The 19,129-nt window shown below is 47.3% G+C and carries 13 protein-coding genes and 2 tRNA genes; 5 read left to right on the top strand and 10 right to left on the bottom strand.

What is annotated here, in order from left to right; all coding sequences use genetic code 11:
• Positions 1–52: 52 nt before the first annotated feature.
• Both FD28_RS05055 and FD28_RS05050 read right to left on the bottom strand, forming a co-directional pair.
• A complete protein-coding gene (locus FD28_RS05055) occupies positions 53–1,894 on the bottom strand; it encodes an ABC transporter ATP-binding protein (RefSeq protein WP_057733235.1) in 1,842 nt (613 codons plus the stop codon).
• The gene (locus tag FD28_RS05050) at positions 1,887–3,620 is read right to left on the bottom strand and encodes an ABC transporter ATP-binding protein (RefSeq protein ID WP_057733233.1); all 1,734 of its coding nucleotides are present in this window, start codon (positions 3,618–3,620) and stop codon (positions 1,887–1,889) included. Before FD28_RS05050 ends, FD28_RS05055 begins: the two co-directional genes overlap by 8 nt.
• A gap of 171 nt (positions 3,621–3,791) precedes the next feature.
• Between FD28_RS05050 and FD28_RS05045 the strand changes: the two genes are divergently transcribed.
• Entirely contained in the window at positions 3,792–4,121 is a 330-nt protein-coding gene (locus FD28_RS05045) for a hypothetical protein (RefSeq protein WP_057733231.1), read from the top strand.
• Positions 4,122–4,184: 63 nt separating this feature from the next.
• On the opposite strand, the gene FD28_RS05040 is transcribed toward FD28_RS05045, so the two are convergent.
• Positions 4,185–4,391, bottom strand: a complete 207-nt coding sequence (locus tag FD28_RS05040; protein WP_057733229.1) for a hypothetical protein — start codon at positions 4,389–4,391, stop codon at positions 4,185–4,187.
• Positions 4,392–4,491: 100 nt separating this feature from the next.
• Positions 4,492–5,616, bottom strand: a complete 1,125-nt coding sequence (locus FD28_RS05035; protein WP_235806850.1) for a GGDEF domain-containing protein — start codon at positions 5,614–5,616, stop codon at positions 4,492–4,494.
• 274 nt (positions 5,617–5,890) lie between these two features.
• Between FD28_RS05035 and FD28_RS05030 the strand changes: the two genes are divergently transcribed.
• Complete coding sequence (locus FD28_RS05030; RefSeq protein ID WP_057733227.1) at positions 5,891–6,568, top strand: EAL domain-containing protein; 678 nt, start codon at positions 5,891–5,893, stop codon at positions 6,566–6,568.
• Positions 6,569–6,993: 425 nt separating this feature from the next.
• Entirely contained in the window at positions 6,994–8,811 is a 1,818-nt protein-coding gene (locus tag FD28_RS05025; protein WP_057733225.1) for a SpaA isopeptide-forming pilin-related protein, read from the top strand.
• Between the two features lie 185 nt (positions 8,812–8,996).
• Here FD28_RS05025 and FD28_RS05020 read toward each other — a convergent pair.
• Positions 8,997–9,070 (bottom strand) — tRNA-Glu (locus tag FD28_RS05020).
• A 179-nt stretch (positions 9,071–9,249) separates the two neighbouring features.
• Here FD28_RS05020 and FD28_RS05015 point away from each other — a divergent pair.
• Positions 9,250–9,322, top strand: a tRNA-Gln gene (locus FD28_RS05015).
• 175 nt (positions 9,323–9,497) lie between these two features.
• Here FD28_RS05015 and FD28_RS05010 read toward each other — a convergent pair.
• A complete protein-coding gene (locus tag FD28_RS05010; protein ID WP_057733223.1) occupies positions 9,498–10,655 on the bottom strand; it encodes a site-specific integrase in 1,158 nt (385 codons plus the stop codon).
• A gap of 681 nt (positions 10,656–11,336) precedes the next feature.
• Here FD28_RS05010 and FD28_RS05005 point away from each other — a divergent pair.
• A complete protein-coding gene (locus FD28_RS05005) occupies positions 11,337–11,594 on the top strand; it encodes a hypothetical protein (protein ID WP_057733220.1) in 258 nt (85 codons plus the stop codon).
• 434 nt (positions 11,595–12,028) lie between these two features.
• Here the strand turns inward: FD28_RS05005 and FD28_RS05000 are convergent, their stop codons facing one another.
• The 4 genes from FD28_RS05000 to FD28_RS04985 all read right to left on the bottom strand — a co-directional run bounded on the left by FD28_RS05000 (position 12,029) and on the right by FD28_RS04985 (position 19,079).
• Positions 12,029–15,007: a YfhO family protein gene (locus FD28_RS05000; protein WP_235806849.1), complete on the bottom strand. Its 2,979-nt coding sequence runs from the start codon at positions 15,005–15,007 to the stop codon at positions 12,029–12,031.
• Positions 15,008–15,401: 394 nt separating this feature from the next.
• Positions 15,402–16,748 carry a glucose-6-phosphate isomerase gene (locus FD28_RS04995; RefSeq protein ID WP_057733216.1) on the bottom strand — a complete coding sequence of 449 codons (1,347 nt, stop codon included), beginning with the start codon at positions 16,746–16,748 and terminating at the stop codon, positions 15,402–15,404.
• A 131-nt stretch (positions 16,749–16,879) separates the two neighbouring features.
• Complete coding sequence (locus FD28_RS04990) at positions 16,880–17,746, bottom strand: GRP family sugar transporter (protein WP_057733213.1); 867 nt, start codon at positions 17,744–17,746, stop codon at positions 16,880–16,882.
• Between the two features lie 184 nt (positions 17,747–17,930).
• Positions 17,931–19,079 carry a class I SAM-dependent methyltransferase gene (locus FD28_RS04985; RefSeq protein ID WP_057733212.1) on the bottom strand — a complete coding sequence of 383 codons (1,149 nt, stop codon included), beginning with the start codon at positions 19,077–19,079 and terminating at the stop codon, positions 17,931–17,933.
• Positions 19,080–19,129: the final 50 nt, after the last annotated feature.

Here is a 19,129-nt window from a genome sequence, read left to right as displayed (position 1 = left end):
GACCAAGAAAGTCCGACGCCCCATCATTTACTTCAAAGGTTCTATGCAAGTTCTAAGCGAGATTATTCCCCGCAAACTGACTGTTATACAGGTCCGCGTAGAAGCCGTTGGCCGCTAACAGACTATCGTGATTCCCCGTTTCCACAATGTGCCCATGATTCATGACCACAATGTTTTCAGCGTTTTGGATCGTGGATAACCGGTGTGCCACAACGAAGCTGGTCCGTCCCGCCAATAAGCGTTCCATGGCGTGCTGGATCAGCATTTCCGTCCGGGTATCGACCGAACTCGTCGCTTCATCCAGAATCAGAACATCTGGATCGGCCACGAAGGCCCGCGCAATCGTCAACAATTGCCGTTGCCCTTGAGAAATGTTCGTTGCCGCTTCGTTCAGAACGGTATCGTAGCCTTCAGGTAATTGCCGAATGAAGGTATCCGCATGCGCCGCCTTGGCCGCCGCATAGACTTCCTCTTCCGTGGCATTCTCCCGACCATACCGAATATTATCGAAGATGGAACCGGTAAACAACCAGGTGTCCTGCAAAACCATGGCGAAATGCTTCCGCAACTCAGGCCGCGAGACACTAGTAGTGTTCTCACCACGATACTTAATCTGACCGGAGCCGACATCGTAGAAGCGTTCCAGCAGGTTAATGATCGTGGTCTTTCCGGCACCAGTTGGGCCGACGATCGCCACCATTTCACCCGGCTTAACTTTCAGATTAAAGTCTTCGATTAAGGGGTTCTCCGGATCATATTGGAAAGCAACGTTGTCAAATTCAATCACGTTACCCGCATCGGCTGTGCGCGTTGGTAAAGTAGCATCAGCGGATTCATCCATTTCTTTTTCATCCAGGACCGCGAAGACCCGTTCAGCAGAAGCAATGGTCGCCTGAATCGTGTTCGTCAGGTTGGCCATCTGTGTGAGAGGTTGTGAGAATTGGTTGGTATATTGCAGGAAGGCTTGCACGTTCCCCAAGCTAACCTGACCATTAGCCACCTGAATCCCACCAATCACAGCGACTGCCAGGTAGTCTAAGTTCTTCACGAAGTTCATCAGTGGGAAGATCAGACTGGAGACAAACTGGGCCTTCCAAGCAGATTGATAATACTTCTTGTTGTGCTTTTCAAACTGCTCTTGGGTCGCTTGTTCCCGGTTAAACGTCTTAACCACGGTGTGACCGGCATACGTCTCTTCAACCGTGTCATTCAGTAGTCCCAAGTTCTTCTGTTGACTAGCGAAGAATCGTTGTGACTTAGGCGCCACAACCATGACAACGACCAGACTCAGTGGCACGGAAATCAACGCGACTAACGTTAACCAACCACTAATCGTGAGCATCATGTACAGCACCCCGAAGAATGTCAGAACACTCGTCACTAACTGCGACAGCGTCTGTTGCAGCGTTCCACCAATGTTATCCATATCGTTCGCCATTCGGGACATGAGGTCCCCGTTGCTATGGGTATCGTAATACCCAATTGGCAGGTGTTGCATCTTTTGCTTGAGGTCACGCCGTAATTGATAGACCACCTTTTGGGCAATCCAGTTCATGATGACCTGTTGGATCACATTGAAGACCGCCGCTGCGGCGTACATAATCCCCACAACCAGTAAGATTTGACCAATCTTACTAAAGTCTACAGGTAGGCTGTGGATAGGAATGCCGGCCTTTAATTCAGCCTGCCCCTTCATCACACCCTTAAAAAGTTCAGTAGTTGCTTTCCCTAAAATCTTAGGGGTCTTAATTTGTAAAATAACGGCAATTGCAGCAAAAGCAAGCACAATCACAATTCCTGGAATCCACCGGCCCATGTAACGGAAGAGCCGAATCGTCGTGCCCCAGAAACTTTGTGGCCGCTGTTTAGTTACGGATCCGCGTCCATTACGCATCGACGACATCCCCCTTTCGGAGTTGTGAGTCCAGAATTTCTTGATAAGTCTTATTCGTGGCCTTGAGTTCCTCATGAGTTCCTTGACCCACGATCTTGCCCCCATCAATAACTAAGATCAGATCGGCATCGGCCACGGTAGAAACCCGTTGAGCCACGATGACCGTCACGCCCTTTTGAACCTGTTCATCCTTACGCAACTCTTGGCGCAGCAAGGAATCCGTCTTAAAGTCCAAAGCGGAGAACGAGTCGTCAAAGATATAAACGCTGGCTCGCTTCAGAATCGTCCGCGCAATCACTAACCGTTGTCGCTGACCACCAGAGAAGTTAGCCCCGTCTTGTTCAACGGTGGCATCCAAGCCGCCCTCTTCCTTAACGAAGTCGCTGGCTTGCGCAACGTCTAAGGCGTGCCAAATCTGATCGTCCGTCGCGTCCGGCATTCCATAGACCATATTGCTCTTAATGGTTCCAGAGAACAGCACAGCCTTCTGTTGCGTGATTGAAACGGCCCGGTGCAAGTCATGCTGACTCACCGCCGTCAAGGCCGTTCCATTCAAGCGGATCTGACCACTTTCGGGATCAAACAACCGTGGAATTAGGTTAACCAGCGTGGATTTCCCAGAACCGGTTCCCCCAATAATGGCCACCGTTTGCCCTGCCGTTGCACTAAAGTTTACGTCGGCTAGTGCTAGTTCTTCGGCGCCCGTGTACCGGAAGTTAACGTGATCAAACGTCAGGCTGGCCGCGTTGTCTGCCAAACTCATGGGTTGATCTGCATCATTAATCTTAGACTTTAAGTCCATGACTTCATTAATCCGGGCGGCGGAAGCTTGTGCCCGTGGCACGAAGACAAAGATCATTGACACCATCATAAAGCTAATCAGAATCTGCGTAGCATAAGTCATGAACGCCACCAGATTCCCAACAGCCATGGATTGGCTAGCAATCAATTGCCCACCATACCAGACGATGCCAATGTTTGTCCCACTGATAATCAGCGTGATCACGGGGAACATCAGCGAGACAATCATAAACACCTTGATCCCGGTTCGAGTGTAGTCTTGGTTAGCACCCTCGAAACGATCTTGTTCAAATTTATCTTGATTGAATGCCCGAATGACACGGACCCCAGTCAAGCCTTCACGGAACGTTAGGTTAATGCGGTCAATCTTCTTTTGGAGACTCTTGAATAAGGGCACAGCAAAGTACATGATGGCACCCGTAAAGATCGCCAATACGGGTAAAGCCACCAAGAAGACTAACGTTAATTTAGGACTCTTAACGTAGGCTAAGACCCCCGCCCCAATCAGCATGATTGGCGCCATCAACATCATCCGTAGCATCTGTACCATGACGTTTTGGATCTGAACCACATCGTTAGTCGTCCGCGTAATCAGTGACGCGTTCCCCACCGTTTCAAATTCCTCGGTCGAAGAGAACGTGACTTTCTTAAACAGTGATGATCGAATTCGTTGGCCCATCTTCTGTGATTGTGTCGCCGCGTAATAAACGTTTCCCGCGGAACCCAACACACCAATAAAACTCAGTAGGAGCATCTTCCCACCGGTCTGCCAGATGTAACCAATATCGTTTTGCGCAATCCCTTTATCAATAATATCGGAAGTTAACGTTGGCAACGAAAGATCACAAATAACTTGAATGATCATAAAGCCCACAGCAAGGACCACTGCCCACCAGTCCAAGTGTTTCCGGGCAAGTCGCATCATTGAATTTTGGCCTTCTTTCTTCTCTTTACTTTCTGGAAACTGTATAAACTACATATGCGACAATTATACTCGCCTGAAATTCGTTTGCAATAACTGATTATCTCCTAGCGAACTACTGGTAAACCCCAAAATATTTGTTACAATATAGACACCGAAGGGAGCAAGACAACTGTGGCGAGCAACTCTGATTCAATCTATAATGTTCTATCCTATATTCACCGACACCAAGACAAAGTGAAATTTATCCCCCAACCAAACAGTAACGTGGTAACGGTTGGCGTCCCTGACACGGTTCCAGTGGCTAACGCCGATATTTACTTCCCGGAGAACAACCTACTGGTCAATCGGATGGGCGATGACTTCTTAGCCAAAAATGGGGACTTGCTGGAGACCTTTTTTGAACGCACGAACAGTTCAAAGTTAGACTACCAACAGGTCTGGATTACCACCGGTTACGTCACGAGTGAGCACACCTACCTCGTAGAAATGTCCTTTGAATAATGTATCATCAAAAAAGCTCCGGCCAGTGCCGAAGCTTTTTGTTTTGTCAAATTTAAGAACCCTTTAACTGAATAACGCGTGTGAGGCCCAGAGTCCTCCGCCAATAACCAACACTGCCACGATAAAGAAACGAAACAGTGCCGCAAACGCGACGAGAACGATGGCCCCGATAATCACAGTTCCCACGATACCTAACAACCAGCCTGCCAAGCCGAATGTTAGCCGTAACAGTGGAAACAGTAGTAATAACAATAGTAATAATAAGATCACGGTGATCGCTCCAATCCGTCATGGCTAGACCATGACTAGAAGACTATTTTACACGATCGCCCTGACATTTTCACGAATTAGCGCTCAGTTTAATTAAAAATTAGCCAACCGTAATCTGCTGGCGTCCATTCTGCTTGGAATGATACAGATTTGCATCAACTCGCTTGTAAAAGTCCAAGGGATTGCTGTCCTTTAGGCTTAGAGCAGAGACACCTACGGAAATCGTCACCTTAATTTCAATATCGTTGTACGTAATTGTTAGGGACTTGACCGCATCGAAAACCTTTTGCGCCACTTCTTTGGTCTGTTCCACCGTATAGTTTGGGAAGATGATATTGAACTCCTCGCCACCCGTCCGGTATAAGATAATCTTAGGGTCAGCGTCTTTCAACGCAGCCGTGACCGTCCGTGCCACCTGCTTGAGCACTTCGTCCCCTGCCAGATGGCCGTAGGTATCATTCACGCGTTTGAAATGGTCAATATCAAACATGACCATTGATAGATCCCGACCATGTGCCGCACTTTGTCGGAACTCATAGCCAATCGCCCGGTCATAGGCCGCGAAGTTTTGAACCTTAGTCAACGCATCCCAATTGGCAGACTGAAAGAGCCGGTCCTTAATCCGGCGATCTTTGTCTTGAATCTTAAAGTACCCGTACATCAACACAACCAAAATGAAATAGTTGATCATTTCATCTAGGTAGGTTGACCAAGTCAAATGGAGACGCACCTTGACCAGATACCAGAGCGGTAAGGCAAAAGCCATCGCAACGACCACATAACGCGTAAAGGGTGCGCGCCAGAGATGGGTACTCTGCACGTAGGAAAAGACGTAGAAGAGCACGAATAAGCAAGTGTACACCCATGACAACGGCTGATTAATGTTACCATTCAGCAACATGAAGGCAATTCCAGCGATGAAGACCGCCCAATAAGGAATCTTAACTTGCAAAAAGTAGGCCACAAAAATCAACAGAAGTAATTGAAAATTCGTAAAGGTCCAAGATAAGTGACTGTCGCGCACGATTAGTTGCAAGGCAAATACCGAAACAATCGCACAGACGAGACCCACAATCGTTTGAACCCTTTTAACATTTACCGGTTTATTCTGTGACTCGGCCTTAGAGGTCGCCCAATTAAAGATTGACCAATAAAGCGTGATGACACCCAAAACAAAAAAGATACTGGTAATCATCGGTGGTACCAACCAAACTGACCAAGTCATCTGATCAATCTCCTTGTTTTCAGTAGTTTTCCCACGCTGGGAAGCATGAATCCTTTTTTCTCGACAAATAAGATTGTCAGCATAATTAATCCATTGTTATAACTATAATCCAATGTAGCCTATAATACTATAGCACTTTATTACTCGAATTGGTTAACCTGTTACAATAAAGTCGAAATTAGTTCGTGATTTCTTTTAATGAAAACCCTATTTTAATTACCCAAAATAAAGTATGATAGTAGCAGACAACCTAAAGAAGGAGGATCTTGAGACTATGTATCGCTATTTTTTGCAACCCCAGCTAGACGTATTGAACAACTCGCTTATTGGCTACGAAATGCTGATTCGTCAGCGTGTCAATGACAAATGGGTCCTCCCTACAGACTTCGAATCGATCCCTATTGACATCCAAGCGGACCTGATTACCCGCACTGCCAAAAAGCTCATGCTGAAGATTGGTTCCGTTTCATTCAATGTGAATCAGAGTCAGTTCATTGACCCAACAATTGCCGAGGCGATTGTGGCCGCACAACGGCAAATCTATCCGATTAATCTGGTCTTGGAAGTTACCGAAGAAGTCACCGATCAAAACGTCTCGAATCAGCAGATCATCGATCAGGTTCACTATTTCGATGAACGTGGCATTCAGTTAAGCCTCGATGATATCGGCACTGGCATCAATACATATGAGCATCTGGAACCCATCCTCTCCTATGCCAGTGAGATTAAATTTGCCATGCAGAACTTTCGTCAGGAAGGTCGCGAAGCGGAGATTCCAGAGAGTTTGAAATTTTGGAAAAAGATTGCCGAGCAGTACAAGCTACGGTTAATCCTCGAAGGCGTGGAGAACCAAGAAGAAGCCGACATGGCCGATAGCTTGGAGATCGACCTCTGCCAAGGATGGTTTTATGGCAAGCCGCACTTGTTTAAGTTGGACGGCGATAAATTTTAAACGGTGCCTTCACCAGTCATTCTACGGAATGGCTTTTTTCTTTGCCTACAGATAACCGCACGCTTTCCCCCTATCGTGCTTCTCAACGTTGGAGGTGTCGTTCAGGACCACCACCATACGCTGATTAAGCAGCTTGCCCACTAATCAAGGTTGCTCACAAATGGCTGTGGACCAACGTTAGTGGCGACAAACCTAACGTTAGGTCAATAAAATCGGTGGATTAAATGCCGGTTACGCCACGACCCCTTTTCAACGTCACTGTTTTCTTCTCACAAATCCCCCGCTCCATCCGATTGTCATTATAGTAAATACAGAGCAGTGGACGAAGTATCTGAAGCAAGGTATTTCTGACACAAGCAGTTATCACGATTGACCTTTACACAACCTGTAGACTGCTAGTATCAGCGGATTGGAGGAGGATTACGATGCAAAGAAAAAGAGCCAAAATTGTCATTGGTATCCTAATAGCTATTTTCGTCTGTCTTATCGGCATCGCCGGTGTTGGTTCGATCACTGCTCACGCTGCAAATATCGAAATCTCCGGAGTGGGCGAAAATAATGCGGTTATTACGGATGCCAATGGAAAGGTCATTCCCAACGGAAGTGACCTCAGCAAGTGGGATAACTATACGATTGATTACCAATGGGGGATTCCTGATGGTGTTCCCATTCAGAATGGTGACACGGCGACGGTCAACCTCCCACACACTGCTGTTGGTCAGCGAGATGTGACTTTCCCCCTCTACGATGATAGTGGTCGTGAAATTGGCACATTTTCAATCAAAGAGGGCGAAACCACAGGAACCATCACCTTCAACGACGTCTTAGCCGGCACGGCGACTAACCGTGGTGGCAATTTGCAATTCTACGTCAAAGGAACGGAAAATAATGGTACCGTGGGCCTTGATTGGGGCCTCAACAAGAATGGCTGGATTGCGGAACATAACCCAGATGGCACCCCCGCCCTGCTCACCTGGAACATTGCATTCAACCCCAATAGTACCAATCTTGGGCAAACCGTCATTACGGACAACCTAGGTCCTGGTCAAACCTACGTTCCCGGCAGTGTTCATGCCAAAACTGGTAAGTTTGATGCTTCCGGTAATTTTGTTGGGGATGGCGGCTCACTGACGCCTTCCATTGACGCGGCCAACAACACCCTCATCTTCAGCTTTGAAAATGTGACAACTGCCGTCGACATGACCTACAACACCAAACCAGATGTTTCTGGAACTAATGGTACTTGGAGCAACAGCGCGGACTTAAATGGCCAAAACGTGGGGGCACGGATCGTTTGGGGCGGCAGTGGTACTGGTAATGGTGATAACGACGGTGGCACCGAACAAGCCACGGGTTCGGTCACTTTGACGAAAACCGACAAAGCCTCTGGTAAAGCCTTGGCGGGCGCCGTTTATGAGTTGCAAGACGCCACTGGTAAGGTCATCACGGCTGATCTAACCACCAATGCCGAGGGAATAATCACGTATAGCGGTCTCGCCGCCGGAAAATACCAATTTGTTGAAACTAAGGCGCCAGTAGGCTATGACCTGAACACGACGCCAATTCCATTTGAGATCGTAGCGGGCGCTACCGCTGCCGTCAAGGTGGACGCCACGGACGTCAAGGTGACGGAACCCGAAAATCCTGGCACCACGACGCCACCGACAACACCAACGGAACCTGAGAATCCCGGCACCACAACGCCACCAACGACACCAACGGAACCCGAAAATCCTGGTACGACAACGCCACCAACGACGCCAACGGAACCCGAGAATCCCGGCACAACGACACCACCAACAACACCGACACATCCCGAAGAACCAGGGACAACCACACCTAATCCTGAGGTCCCAACGGTTCCAACACCGACGCCATCCGTTAAGCCACCTAAGCCAACAAAACCTGTGAAACCAGTTAAGCCGGTTAAGCCCGTAAAACCAACGACACCAGCTATTAATAAACCAGGTCACGATCAGACTGGTGGCAACGTCACGACTGGCGGTGCTGGTGGTAACCTTTCCGGTCAAACAGGAGCGACGACGCCTGCCTACAACACTGGTAACGGGGTCAAGCCCGGTAACGGTACGACTGGAAGTGGTGCAGCGAGCGGGAAACCTTACGTTGGCAGTACCCTGCCCCAGACCGGTGAACGCAAGACGAGCGGTTTAGTTTTGACCTTCGCGGGTATTGCACTGCTTATCACGGCTAGTGGCCTTTGGTTCCATCAGAAACGTCATTGATTTTTTACCCTGATTCAATCGGCAACTTAACCCTGGAAAAGTCGAAACCCTGAGCCGCTTTTGGGATGATGAGACTATCGGCTACTGCCAGGCATGATTTTGGAAAGTCCTGACTATAAAAAAGGTCCGAAACGCTGACATATCAACGTTTCGGACCTTTTAATTTGGCTGTGATTTCTTTATTATCACCCGCACGGGGCTCGAACCCGTAACTCCGCCTTGAGAGGGCGACGTCTTAAACCAGTTTGACCAGCGGGCAATGTCATTAACTAGGCAATTACTAATGTACGCTATTCGTCGAAAATTGTCAATCTTTTCTGCATAAAATTACACTGATTTGGGAATTCATACAGTTTACCGAACTTTTTCCAGAAAACCGGTTGACACTAATATCCAAACAAGTTACTATTAAATAGTTGTTTCAGCAACGAGCCTTATTGGGTATTCGCCAAATTGGTAAGGCAGCGGACTCTGAATCCGTAATTTACTGGTTCGAGCCCAGTATACCCAATTGTTGTTTTACATTAGTCGCTACTAGACCTCACGGGGGTTGATATAGCGGCTTTTTTAGTACATTGGGCTTTAAATTGATACTTGTGGATAGCCACCGTATCGTAGTCAAAACGTAGTCAGAAACGTAGTCACTTTTTAGGGCAACTTCCCTGTTAGCTGTAGATCTACGGTAACTAGAAGTCTAAATAGCTGGCAAGTTTCTGAGTCGCCTCGTTCTTTTCCTTATCCGTGACTGCTGTGTAAATATCTAAGGTGGTCTTGTAGCTAGAATGCCCTAACTGGTCTTGCACTGACTTGATAGAGGCTCCTGCCTCAAATGCTAGTGTGGCATACGTGTGCCGGAAAGCGTGAACGGTGACGTGCTTCAAATCATACTTCCTGAGAGTGTGCTCTAACCACTTTCTAGGTTTAGTCGGTTGGCACATTTCGTTATTCTCATTGGCAAAGATAAGGTTGTGCCCCTGATTGGCGTTGAATCCGTATAGCAGTAGTCGCTTTCTCTGGTCAAGTTGCCACTGCTGCAAAATACGGCACGTCTTGGGGTCAAGGTAAACGGTTCGGTTACTGCGCGCGGTCTTGGGTGATTGCACCAGCAAGCGCGCGTTGTCGCCCCGTGATTGTGTTTTAGAGACGGTCACTGTGTTTTTACTGAAATCAATGTCAGACCATTGCAGACAGAGCATTTCAGATTTACGCATACCACTGAAAGCCGCCAACCGGAAAAACACATTGGCTTGTGGGTCGTTATCATCATCGTTCAAACACTCAAAAAAGTGTTCCAGTTCCGCCCGGTCAAAATAGTTTTCCAGATTGCTGCGGGAACGATTGTCTTTATTAACGGGGATGATTACCCGTTTAGCTGGGTTGTCTTTAATGAGTCGCCTATTAATTGCAAAGTCCAAAACACTAGACGTGTAGTTTAGCAGCGTATGATACTTAATTAGCCCTGCTGTGAACCAGTCGTTAATCGCATTCTGACAGACCGCAATTGTAATCTTACTAACACGGTACTCACCGAACACCGGTAGAATGTGGAGCCTGAACAGCCGTTTAGTGGTTGCCCACGTACTTTCCTTAACGGTGTTCTGGTACTGCGTGAACCACAGGTCGTAAACGTCTCTGAAAGTTGAATCGTTTTGCTTAGAGGGAACCCCGTTAGTGTCTGCGTCTACTTGTAGTCGTGAAATAACTAACCGGGCTTCCTTTTTGGTCTTAATTCCGCGTCGAGTCGTTCGGTGCTGCTTGCCGGTTAACGGGTCAATTCCTAAATATACCTGAACCTTGTACCGCGTGTGACCTTTCTTGTCCTGGTACTTCTTAATACTAGCCATGATAATTCCTCCCAATAACTCAAATACTCTGGCAGGACAATGGTTATGTCGAGGTATCCTGCTGCAAGCCTATCGCGTTAAAAACGCTAGCTAGTGATGATCGCCCCTGTGTCCCCTCCCCGATGGTGCTGTGCGCGACTGTAAATTAAAAGGGCCCTAAAGCCCCCCTTTACGAAATGAATCCCCTTAATGAATTAAAATATTAGCTACCGCTATCAACACACCAAAAGTGATCGCAATGCTTAAATACTTCTGATAACGTTTGATTTGCTTATCTACAGCCTTTTCCTTAATAAGCTCGCCCCCTAGAATGCCTGAATAATCACCAGGATAATCACCAGCATGATACCAACATTGACCGCAACTCTAGTGCGCTTTTCGTAAGAGACCTCTTTCTTACTCATGATACACCACTACCAAACGACGAATCGCTAAAACTAGGCTCACCATCGCCATGACCAGTGAACTAATAGCCATAATGTGCGTTAATTTTGTCATCTTGCTTCCCCGCTTTCTACATACTACGATACACCACCACTACCGAACTTAAAAGTGTCGGAATGCCTATTTTCTTCCGACAGCAGGCACCGATCTTGGGCGCAAGCTAAGATTAAATTGGTTGACTCATCTCACTTGACTACACGAACGTTTGTTCGTATAATCAAAGCTGAGGTGATAACCATGATCCAACTTGCAGTCAATGGCAAAATCTTAACCACGCCCAAAGTTCTCCACCTATCGCCACTACTACTGTTTACCAAACTAGAAACATCGACCGGTGATGTCCTAAACTGTTTGATCCATCAGCACGGCCTGAACTTTTTATACCAGGCTGATATTGGCTCACGCGTGGCCATTTATGGTCACTACAATTCACGACAACAATTCGTTATCGAAAAATTTACGGTTCTCGCTAGTCAGCAAACGGTGGCTTCTTAACTGAAAAGACGTCGTCCAGCCACTACTGGCCTGCGGTTACGGGTTGCCGTATGATTTTAATCATACATTATGAATAATTAAATAGATAAACTTCTTGCAAATCACTTCGTTTCCCCTTAAGATTGGGATATACCATTAGATGTCTTAAGGAGGATCAGTCCGTTCATGTTAGCTGTCATTTACCACGCTTTCATTACCCTCAGTTGGTCACACAGGCTATTGAGAGGCTCTGTACGATGATGGGCCATCGGCAGACACCACCCCACCACTACCTCTTCGCGGAAGTGACCTTTCTCGTTATCCTAACAGCCGTTCTCGTTTGGGACTTCTTCAACTACAATTAAGCAAACAAAAAGGGACCACCACGCAATTTTACGCGGTCGTCCCTTCATCTACCTAGCATCCCCCGATCATTGCACGAGAGATGCTTTTTATTACTTCAAATGCCGTCGACGCCACCAGTAAGTGTAACCACCGGTCACGATCATCACCAGTACACCCAGTGCGGTCATAACTAGCCCCAGGCGTTGTCCTGGTGTCCGGTAAGTTAACACGACCTTGTGGGTCCCCGCGGACAACCGTGCGCCCACAAAGCCAACGTTGACCTTGGTAATGGGCCGTTGTTTGCCGTCCACCGTTAAATGCCAGCCCGTATTATACGGAATAGAGGTCGTCAACACACTCGCTTGGGTTGACTGAGAAGTCCCTGTCACCCGGTTATCCTTAACGTTTAAGTCCTGAAGTCCTTGCTTCTTGAGCTGGGTCATCCGCTTGCCGTATTGGCTGCCAAATGGCACCGCAATCACCTTAGCTGACTTGAACGACAGACTCTTGACGCCTTGGAACGTCAATTTAATATTGTGTCGTGCCTTGGTTGAGTACCCCAGATTTAACAGAACATGGTGCTTTTCCTGATAATCTGACAGATTCGATTGCCCAAACTGGCTAAAACTGGACACATTATTAGACGTTGTTGCGGTGACAGAATAGGCACCATCACTTTGGTTCCACAAACCGGAACGAATTTGATTGATCCGTTCGATACCAGAGAAAGCCTGGTTACCGAAAGCCTTTGTATTCTTAGCCGCCAAATACTTATCATGAACCGTCAGCCGTTGGGCATCAATACCATCGAGTTCCAGATACATCTCGGTTCCCTTGTTTTGCTTAGGGTGCTTAAGGTGCAGCCGGTACGTCACGGGAAGGTTCTGATTGTCACTCATCATTTTATGCAAGGTCTGCCGATTAGCCACGCGGTTTTTCTTCAGCGCCGTTCGGTTTTGCTTAGTCAACTGTTCCAAGCGGGCCTTATCATCTGTGATATGAACCGCCCGATCTTGGTTGGTCTGCATCAACGATGACTTCGTCGTGGTAATCTTCTCTGGGTCCATTTGATTCCCTTGTTGCCGGAATGTCATGACCTGTTTCAGGTTATCTAAGACAGTACTACGATCTGCCCGAGTCTGATAGCTCAGATTTTGATGGTGACTTTGATATTTGGTCGTGGCCACACCCTGTACCTTCTTTTCAGGCAAAGCGCCATAGGTCAATGCCTGTTCCTTATCACTCCCGTTCAGTTGTTTAAACTGCTGGGTGCTCAATTGCTTCGTCTGCAAATAAGCCAAGGGTAAGGCGTACTTTGACTTCAAAATAACCGTATCATAATTGTTCCCCAAGTCATGGACAGGTTGATCCTTATACTTCAGGACCTTACCATTCTTCTTGACTGGGCTATAACCATAGGGGAAGCCCTGGGTCTTCAGTTGGTTACTCCGCGCAAAGATGTAGTTAACCCCTAACAGGTTATTCATGGTCGTCCGACTATCAGCCTGGTTGATGGGTTTATTCATCTTAAACTGGGAATTGGCCAGTTCTTCACTGAACTCACCCACAGAACCGTCCTGAATCGAGAAGTAAGACATGATGTCGTGGGCACCCAAATTCATGCCCATGTTCGTCTTGGCTTCATTGCTATAGTAATAATATTTACTAATACTGCTTCGCTTAAACCCGGGCTGGGCCTTAACGTAACTCTCGGCCCCATCATAGAAGTTCTTCTGGAACTTCGTTGCAACGCCACGGTGTAGCAACTGATTGCTAGCACCCCCGGCATTGGGACTAAAGTAACCATAACCGTTTGCCAGAATGTTCAAAAATAGCAGCGTCAGTAAGGTCCAAATCACCCGGTGACGTGACCATTGATAAAAGTGCCCCACCGTAATGGCGCCTAGAGTCAAGAGTAAGAGTCCATAGATTACCAAGTCATGCGGATTATTGTTAAAGATAAATCCATTGGCCATCCAGACTAAGCCCAGCAGAACCAGTGTTCCGACAATCATCGCAGAAATATCACTGCGATCGAGTCGTGGCAACGCATCGATAAAGTACATGACGGCCAAGCTAAAGGCCAGGCAACCGAGTAGCAACCACCGTTGGGAAGGCGTTGTTCCCCCGTTCATCACTGCCGCAACCTCTGGCAGTAAGGAACCAATGACCAGAATCAACAAGCCAATGTCAAACCATAAATAACGACGGGCGTGACGAACCACGTACATCAGGCTTAAGAAAGTTAAACCTGCTAATCCCAAGTTGGCCCAGAAGCGCATCGGATTCCCCGTGGTGACCAAAGCATTGGGCAAGCGCAGGTAATAGCTAAATGGATAAATCAAATAGCCGTTTGCAAAGTTCCCCGTTGCCCGGGTCGATGTAAAGACCCCGATCAGCGATGGGATAAAGATGATTCCTGCTAGTAAGAAGCCTGCCAAACCAGCGCCGACCAGCTTAAAGATCAGTGGCCAACCCTTTTGTACAATCGTGTCGCGAACGCTGAAGTACCGTAATACGGCGTAGACTAAGCTTCCAATCGCCAATATGTACGCAAAATAGAAGTTGCTGACCAAGGCCAATCCTGTAAAGATTGCCAAGGGAACCCACGTCTTTCCCTGATAAATGTGGTCAATTCCGTAGGCCAACAGTGGAAACAGAATCATCGGTAACAAGAAAAACGGGTGCCGAATGCTGACGTACAAGGAGTAGCCCGTAAACGTGTAGGTTAACGTTCCCAACATCTGACTACCAGGCTTGAAGTGCCGCTGGCGCGCAAATAACATGAAGGCCAGTCCACTCACATAGAGCCGCAGCAAGATTAACAGATTGTACCCCAACTCAATACTATGCTTGGGGAAGAACCAGATCAGATAGCTGAATGGATCTCCCAGGACATAGTAAGAGAAGGTCGTCATCTTGTCTGCACCTAAGCCCAGATTCCAAGACCACCCTGATAGGCTACCACCATGTAGCCACGTATAAAACTTTTCAAGTACCGGATAATGTTGGGCCAGACCGTCACCTTCCCAGATGAACGATTTGCCCGTTAGAATAAATATCCCGTAGAGACACACGACTAATCCCATAAAAATTAGCGTGTAAAGCCAATAATTCTTTTTTGAAACCTTCACTAATCTTCTCTCCCCTATAAAAATGCGAGTCCTCCGATTGACTGTATTTTACGAATTTTCTAATATTCCCTCTTACAACTATACTGGGGCATTCCCCACATCACAAGGGGTAACCTTAATCTGTAACAAAATCTTCACTTGCTGTAACATTACGGCCAAAACATTTTCTTTAACTTAACCAATTGTCGCTCTAATTATTAGCAGCTATCTAACACCGCTGTTTGGTCAAACCATTCTAACACACGCACCCGGTTATCACCAAAACACCTCTATCTGCTCAACGTCCTTCGTCTCACATAAAAAAGCTCCCAGCCCATTGTAGGCTGAGAGCTCCATTAATCATCATTTATTAAAGACGGGCGTTTAATTCCTTACCCAACTTTTCGAAACCAGGCTTGCCTAACAGAGCAAACATGTTCGTCTTGTAGGCTTCAACACCAGGTTGGTTGAATGGGTTAATCCCGTTGAGGTAACCGGAAATGCCAATCGCTACTTCAAAGAAGTAAATCAGGTAGCCTAACGTGTAAGGCGTCGTATCTGGAATATGAACGCTCATGTTAGGAACACCACCATCGGTATGGGCCAAAACAACCCCTTCAAAGGCCTTTTGGTTAACAAAGCCCATGTTCTTACCTTGCAAGTAACCTAAGCCGTCCAAGTCATCCTTAGCCGTTGGCACGTCAACATCAGTCCGTGGCTTGTCGATCATCACGACCGTTTCCATCAACGTCCGTTGTCCTTCTTGGATGTATTGACCCAAGGAGTGCAAGTCGGTACTGAAGTTAGCGGAAGATGGGTAAATCCCCTTTTGATCCTTACCTTCGGATTCACCAGTCAACTGCTTCCACCATTCTGCGAGGTATTGCAGACGTGGTTCGTAGTTTTCTAACAATTCCGTTGTGTAGCCCTTACGGTACAAAATGTTCCGTAAAGCGGCATATTGGTAAGCTTCGTTCTTCGTTAAATCAGGGTTCGTGTAGGCGTCTTGAGCGTCCGCAGCCCCTTGCATCAATTCGTCAATGTTTGCGCCAGAAGCCGCAATTGGTAATAAACCAACGGCACTCAAGACGGAGTAACGACCACCCACGCCATCAGGAATGATGAAGGATTCGTAACCAGCTGCATTCGCTTCGGTCTTCAGCGCACCACGTGCCTTATCGGTCGTCGCATAGATCCGTTCCTTAGCACCGGCTTCACCGTATTTCTTAACTAACATGTCCTTGAAGATCCGGAAGGCGATAGAAGGTTCAGTCGTCGTCCCTGACTTCGAGATCACGTTGACGGAGAAGTCACGATCGCCAATCAGATTGATCAGATCATGCACGTAGTCAGCACTGACAGAGTTACCTGCAAAGAAGACTTGTGGTGCATTTCGTTTGTCGGCTGGCAAGTAATTAAAGAACGTGTCGTTTAAGAAGTCAACGGCCATCTTGGCACCCAGGTATGAGCCCCCGATACCGATAACAACCAACACAGCAGAATCAGATTGAATCTTCTTAGCTGCTGCCTTGATACGGGCAAATTCTTCCTTGTCATAGTCCTTAGGTAAGGTCAACCAGTCGCGGAAATCGCTCCCAGCACCCGTACCTTGGCGTAATTCGGCGTCAGCCGCCGTCACCATTGCCTGCATTTCTCCTAATTCGTTGTCATGAACAAATGGTTCAAGTTTCGAAAGATCAAAGGCGATATGTGCCATATTAAGAAAACCTCACTTTTATTGTTATTGACTAGTCCATTATAACGCAAATGGCTGGAAAGTAAATGGCCTAGTCCAATTATTTTTGTAAAGAAAAAGGTCGATAACCGTAGTTACCAACCAAATGTAAACTATTTCATTAATCCAAGGGTGACCCCACCAACGACCACTAGTAGTGAACCAATTGTGATATAGACCATTTCACGACCAGTCTTCTTTTCACCTAACAGCCAGATGCTCCCGAAGGTTGAAATCACAATTCCACATTGTGCCAGTGAGTAACTGATGGCCAGACCAATCGATGGAATTGCCATGAACATAAAGAAGTTCCCGATTCCCCACACAATCCCGGTCATAATGTTCTTGGCCGTTGCCTTGTGCATCACTTTTTGCCGAGAGAACAGGACGAAAATCGTGGCCCCTAAGATCATCCCCAGAGATTGTGGGAAAATGACCGTCTTTGAAGGTAACCCCGAAGCGTTCACAATCACCGTGTACAGCACGTAACCGATCGTTGAGATAATAATTGCAGTGGCACCCTTACCAGCTTGCATGGGTTGACTGCTACCTGAAGCCTGCGCCTTAGAGTCACGCAATGACGTCAAAGCAGCTCCGGCAATCAGCACGATCACGGCGATGGTTCCCATCGTGACCATCCGGGTGGTTTTCCATTCGTGGAATAACAGAACCCCAGCCAACGCCGTCCCGACTAATTGCAGACCCGTTGAGATAGGTACCGTCCGCGAAATTCCAATGAACTTCATCGACTGAAATTGTTCAAATTGACCGACTGACCAGCAGAGACCTGAAGCAACCCCTACAATCATCGCCATCCCAGAAATCGCTGTGTGGAAATAAAAGACTGAGAATAGACCGAATAAGACAGCCCCGGCGGTCATCCCCAACGTTTGTTGGTAAGACGTTCCACCTAATTTCCCACTGATTAACCCAATACTTCCCCAACAAACCGTAGGGATTAAAGCTAGTAAAATTCCCATTTGTAAACCTCAACTCTCGTTTCAATTCTAGTTCTTTTCGTGTAAGCGTTTTTTATTTAGCAATAGTAAGTCTACTGGTTTCGATTCTAAATGTAAACTATAAATACTTAAGAAAAACCCCAATCGGTAAATGGTCTATCTTACCGGTTGGGATTAATTATAATTATTTTCAAAGTGTTTTCAACTAATCAACGGTTAGCTGAACACCCTTTAACGACTCGCTATGACGGTCCGCACGGTTGGTCAAGAAGTCATTTGGTGAAAGGTACGTATTGGAAACTGTTACATGACCGGTATAATTTTGTACCGCGTCATTAATCGTCTCACGCAGACGCTTCATGCCATACGTGGGGGTCGTGGTCGTAATCACCAGTTGTGTCCCTGATTTCGCCAACTGTAGGGCTTGTTCGACCATTCCCTGCAAGTCCTGTTCCAAGGTGAAGGTGCGCTTCTTACCCCGAATAAAGGCTGGTGGATTGATGAAGATGGTATCAAACGTCAGATCATGCTTGACGGCATAATCCAAGTAGTTGGCCACATCCATCGTCCGCATTTCAACGGCAGCTTGGTCAAAGTTGTTGGCCGCCAACTGTGCCTGAACGGTCGTCGTGGCCCGATTGGTAGGGTCAACCGTGACCGCTTCCGTCGCGCCACCCAGCATGGCTGCCGTGACCAGCCCCGTCTCCGCACTAAACAGGTTCAAGATCCGCCGTTGTTGACTGGTGGCTTTCGCCCAAGCCCGAATGTCTCGGAACTCTAACGCTAATTGTTGGCGACTCAGCGTCAAGTCAATGGGATACGTGATCCCGTCTTCTTGAATAGTCGTCGGTTGATCTTCCAGCTGACCACTGATCAACTGCAGGTGTTCTTGGCCTGGTGTTTCCGCCAGAATCGTTTGGCCCTTTCCCAGAATGCGTTCAAAACCCGCATAGATGAGTTTAGCTTGTTGCTTAATCGCACTGTTCTGCCAACGGAACACATATTGCCCGTTGAACACGTCAACGATTAAGCCGCCCAAGCCATCACCAGTACCGTTAAATAACCGGTAGGCCGGACTGTCAGCAAAAGCGGCCCGCTTAGCGACAGCCGCACGGAACTTACTCGTAAAGAAGCGTTCATCAATGCCCTCGTTTTCACGCAGGCTCATCACAAAGCCAATGCCGCGATGTTGCTTGGCAAAGTAAGCCGTGGCAACAAAATGACCATGATTTTCTAATTGGACCCAAGCCCCGTTGTCAAAGTCTTGAGCATTTTCTAAGTCAGTTAAAGATACGATGGGATAGCCGTCCTCGAATTTACGGACGGACTTCCCGGTAATTTGTACTCGTTTCAAAAGTTTCCTCCTTAATGGTTCCCCTCATTGTATCACGAGAGCGCCAGAAA

Source organism: Levilactobacillus hammesii DSM 16381 (assembly GCF_001434395.1).
Lineage (GTDB): Bacteria > Bacillota > Bacilli > Lactobacillales > Lactobacillaceae > Levilactobacillus > Levilactobacillus hammesii.
The sequence above is the reverse complement of the archived record's forward strand: the minus strand, read 5'-3'. Positions and strand labels throughout refer to the sequence as shown.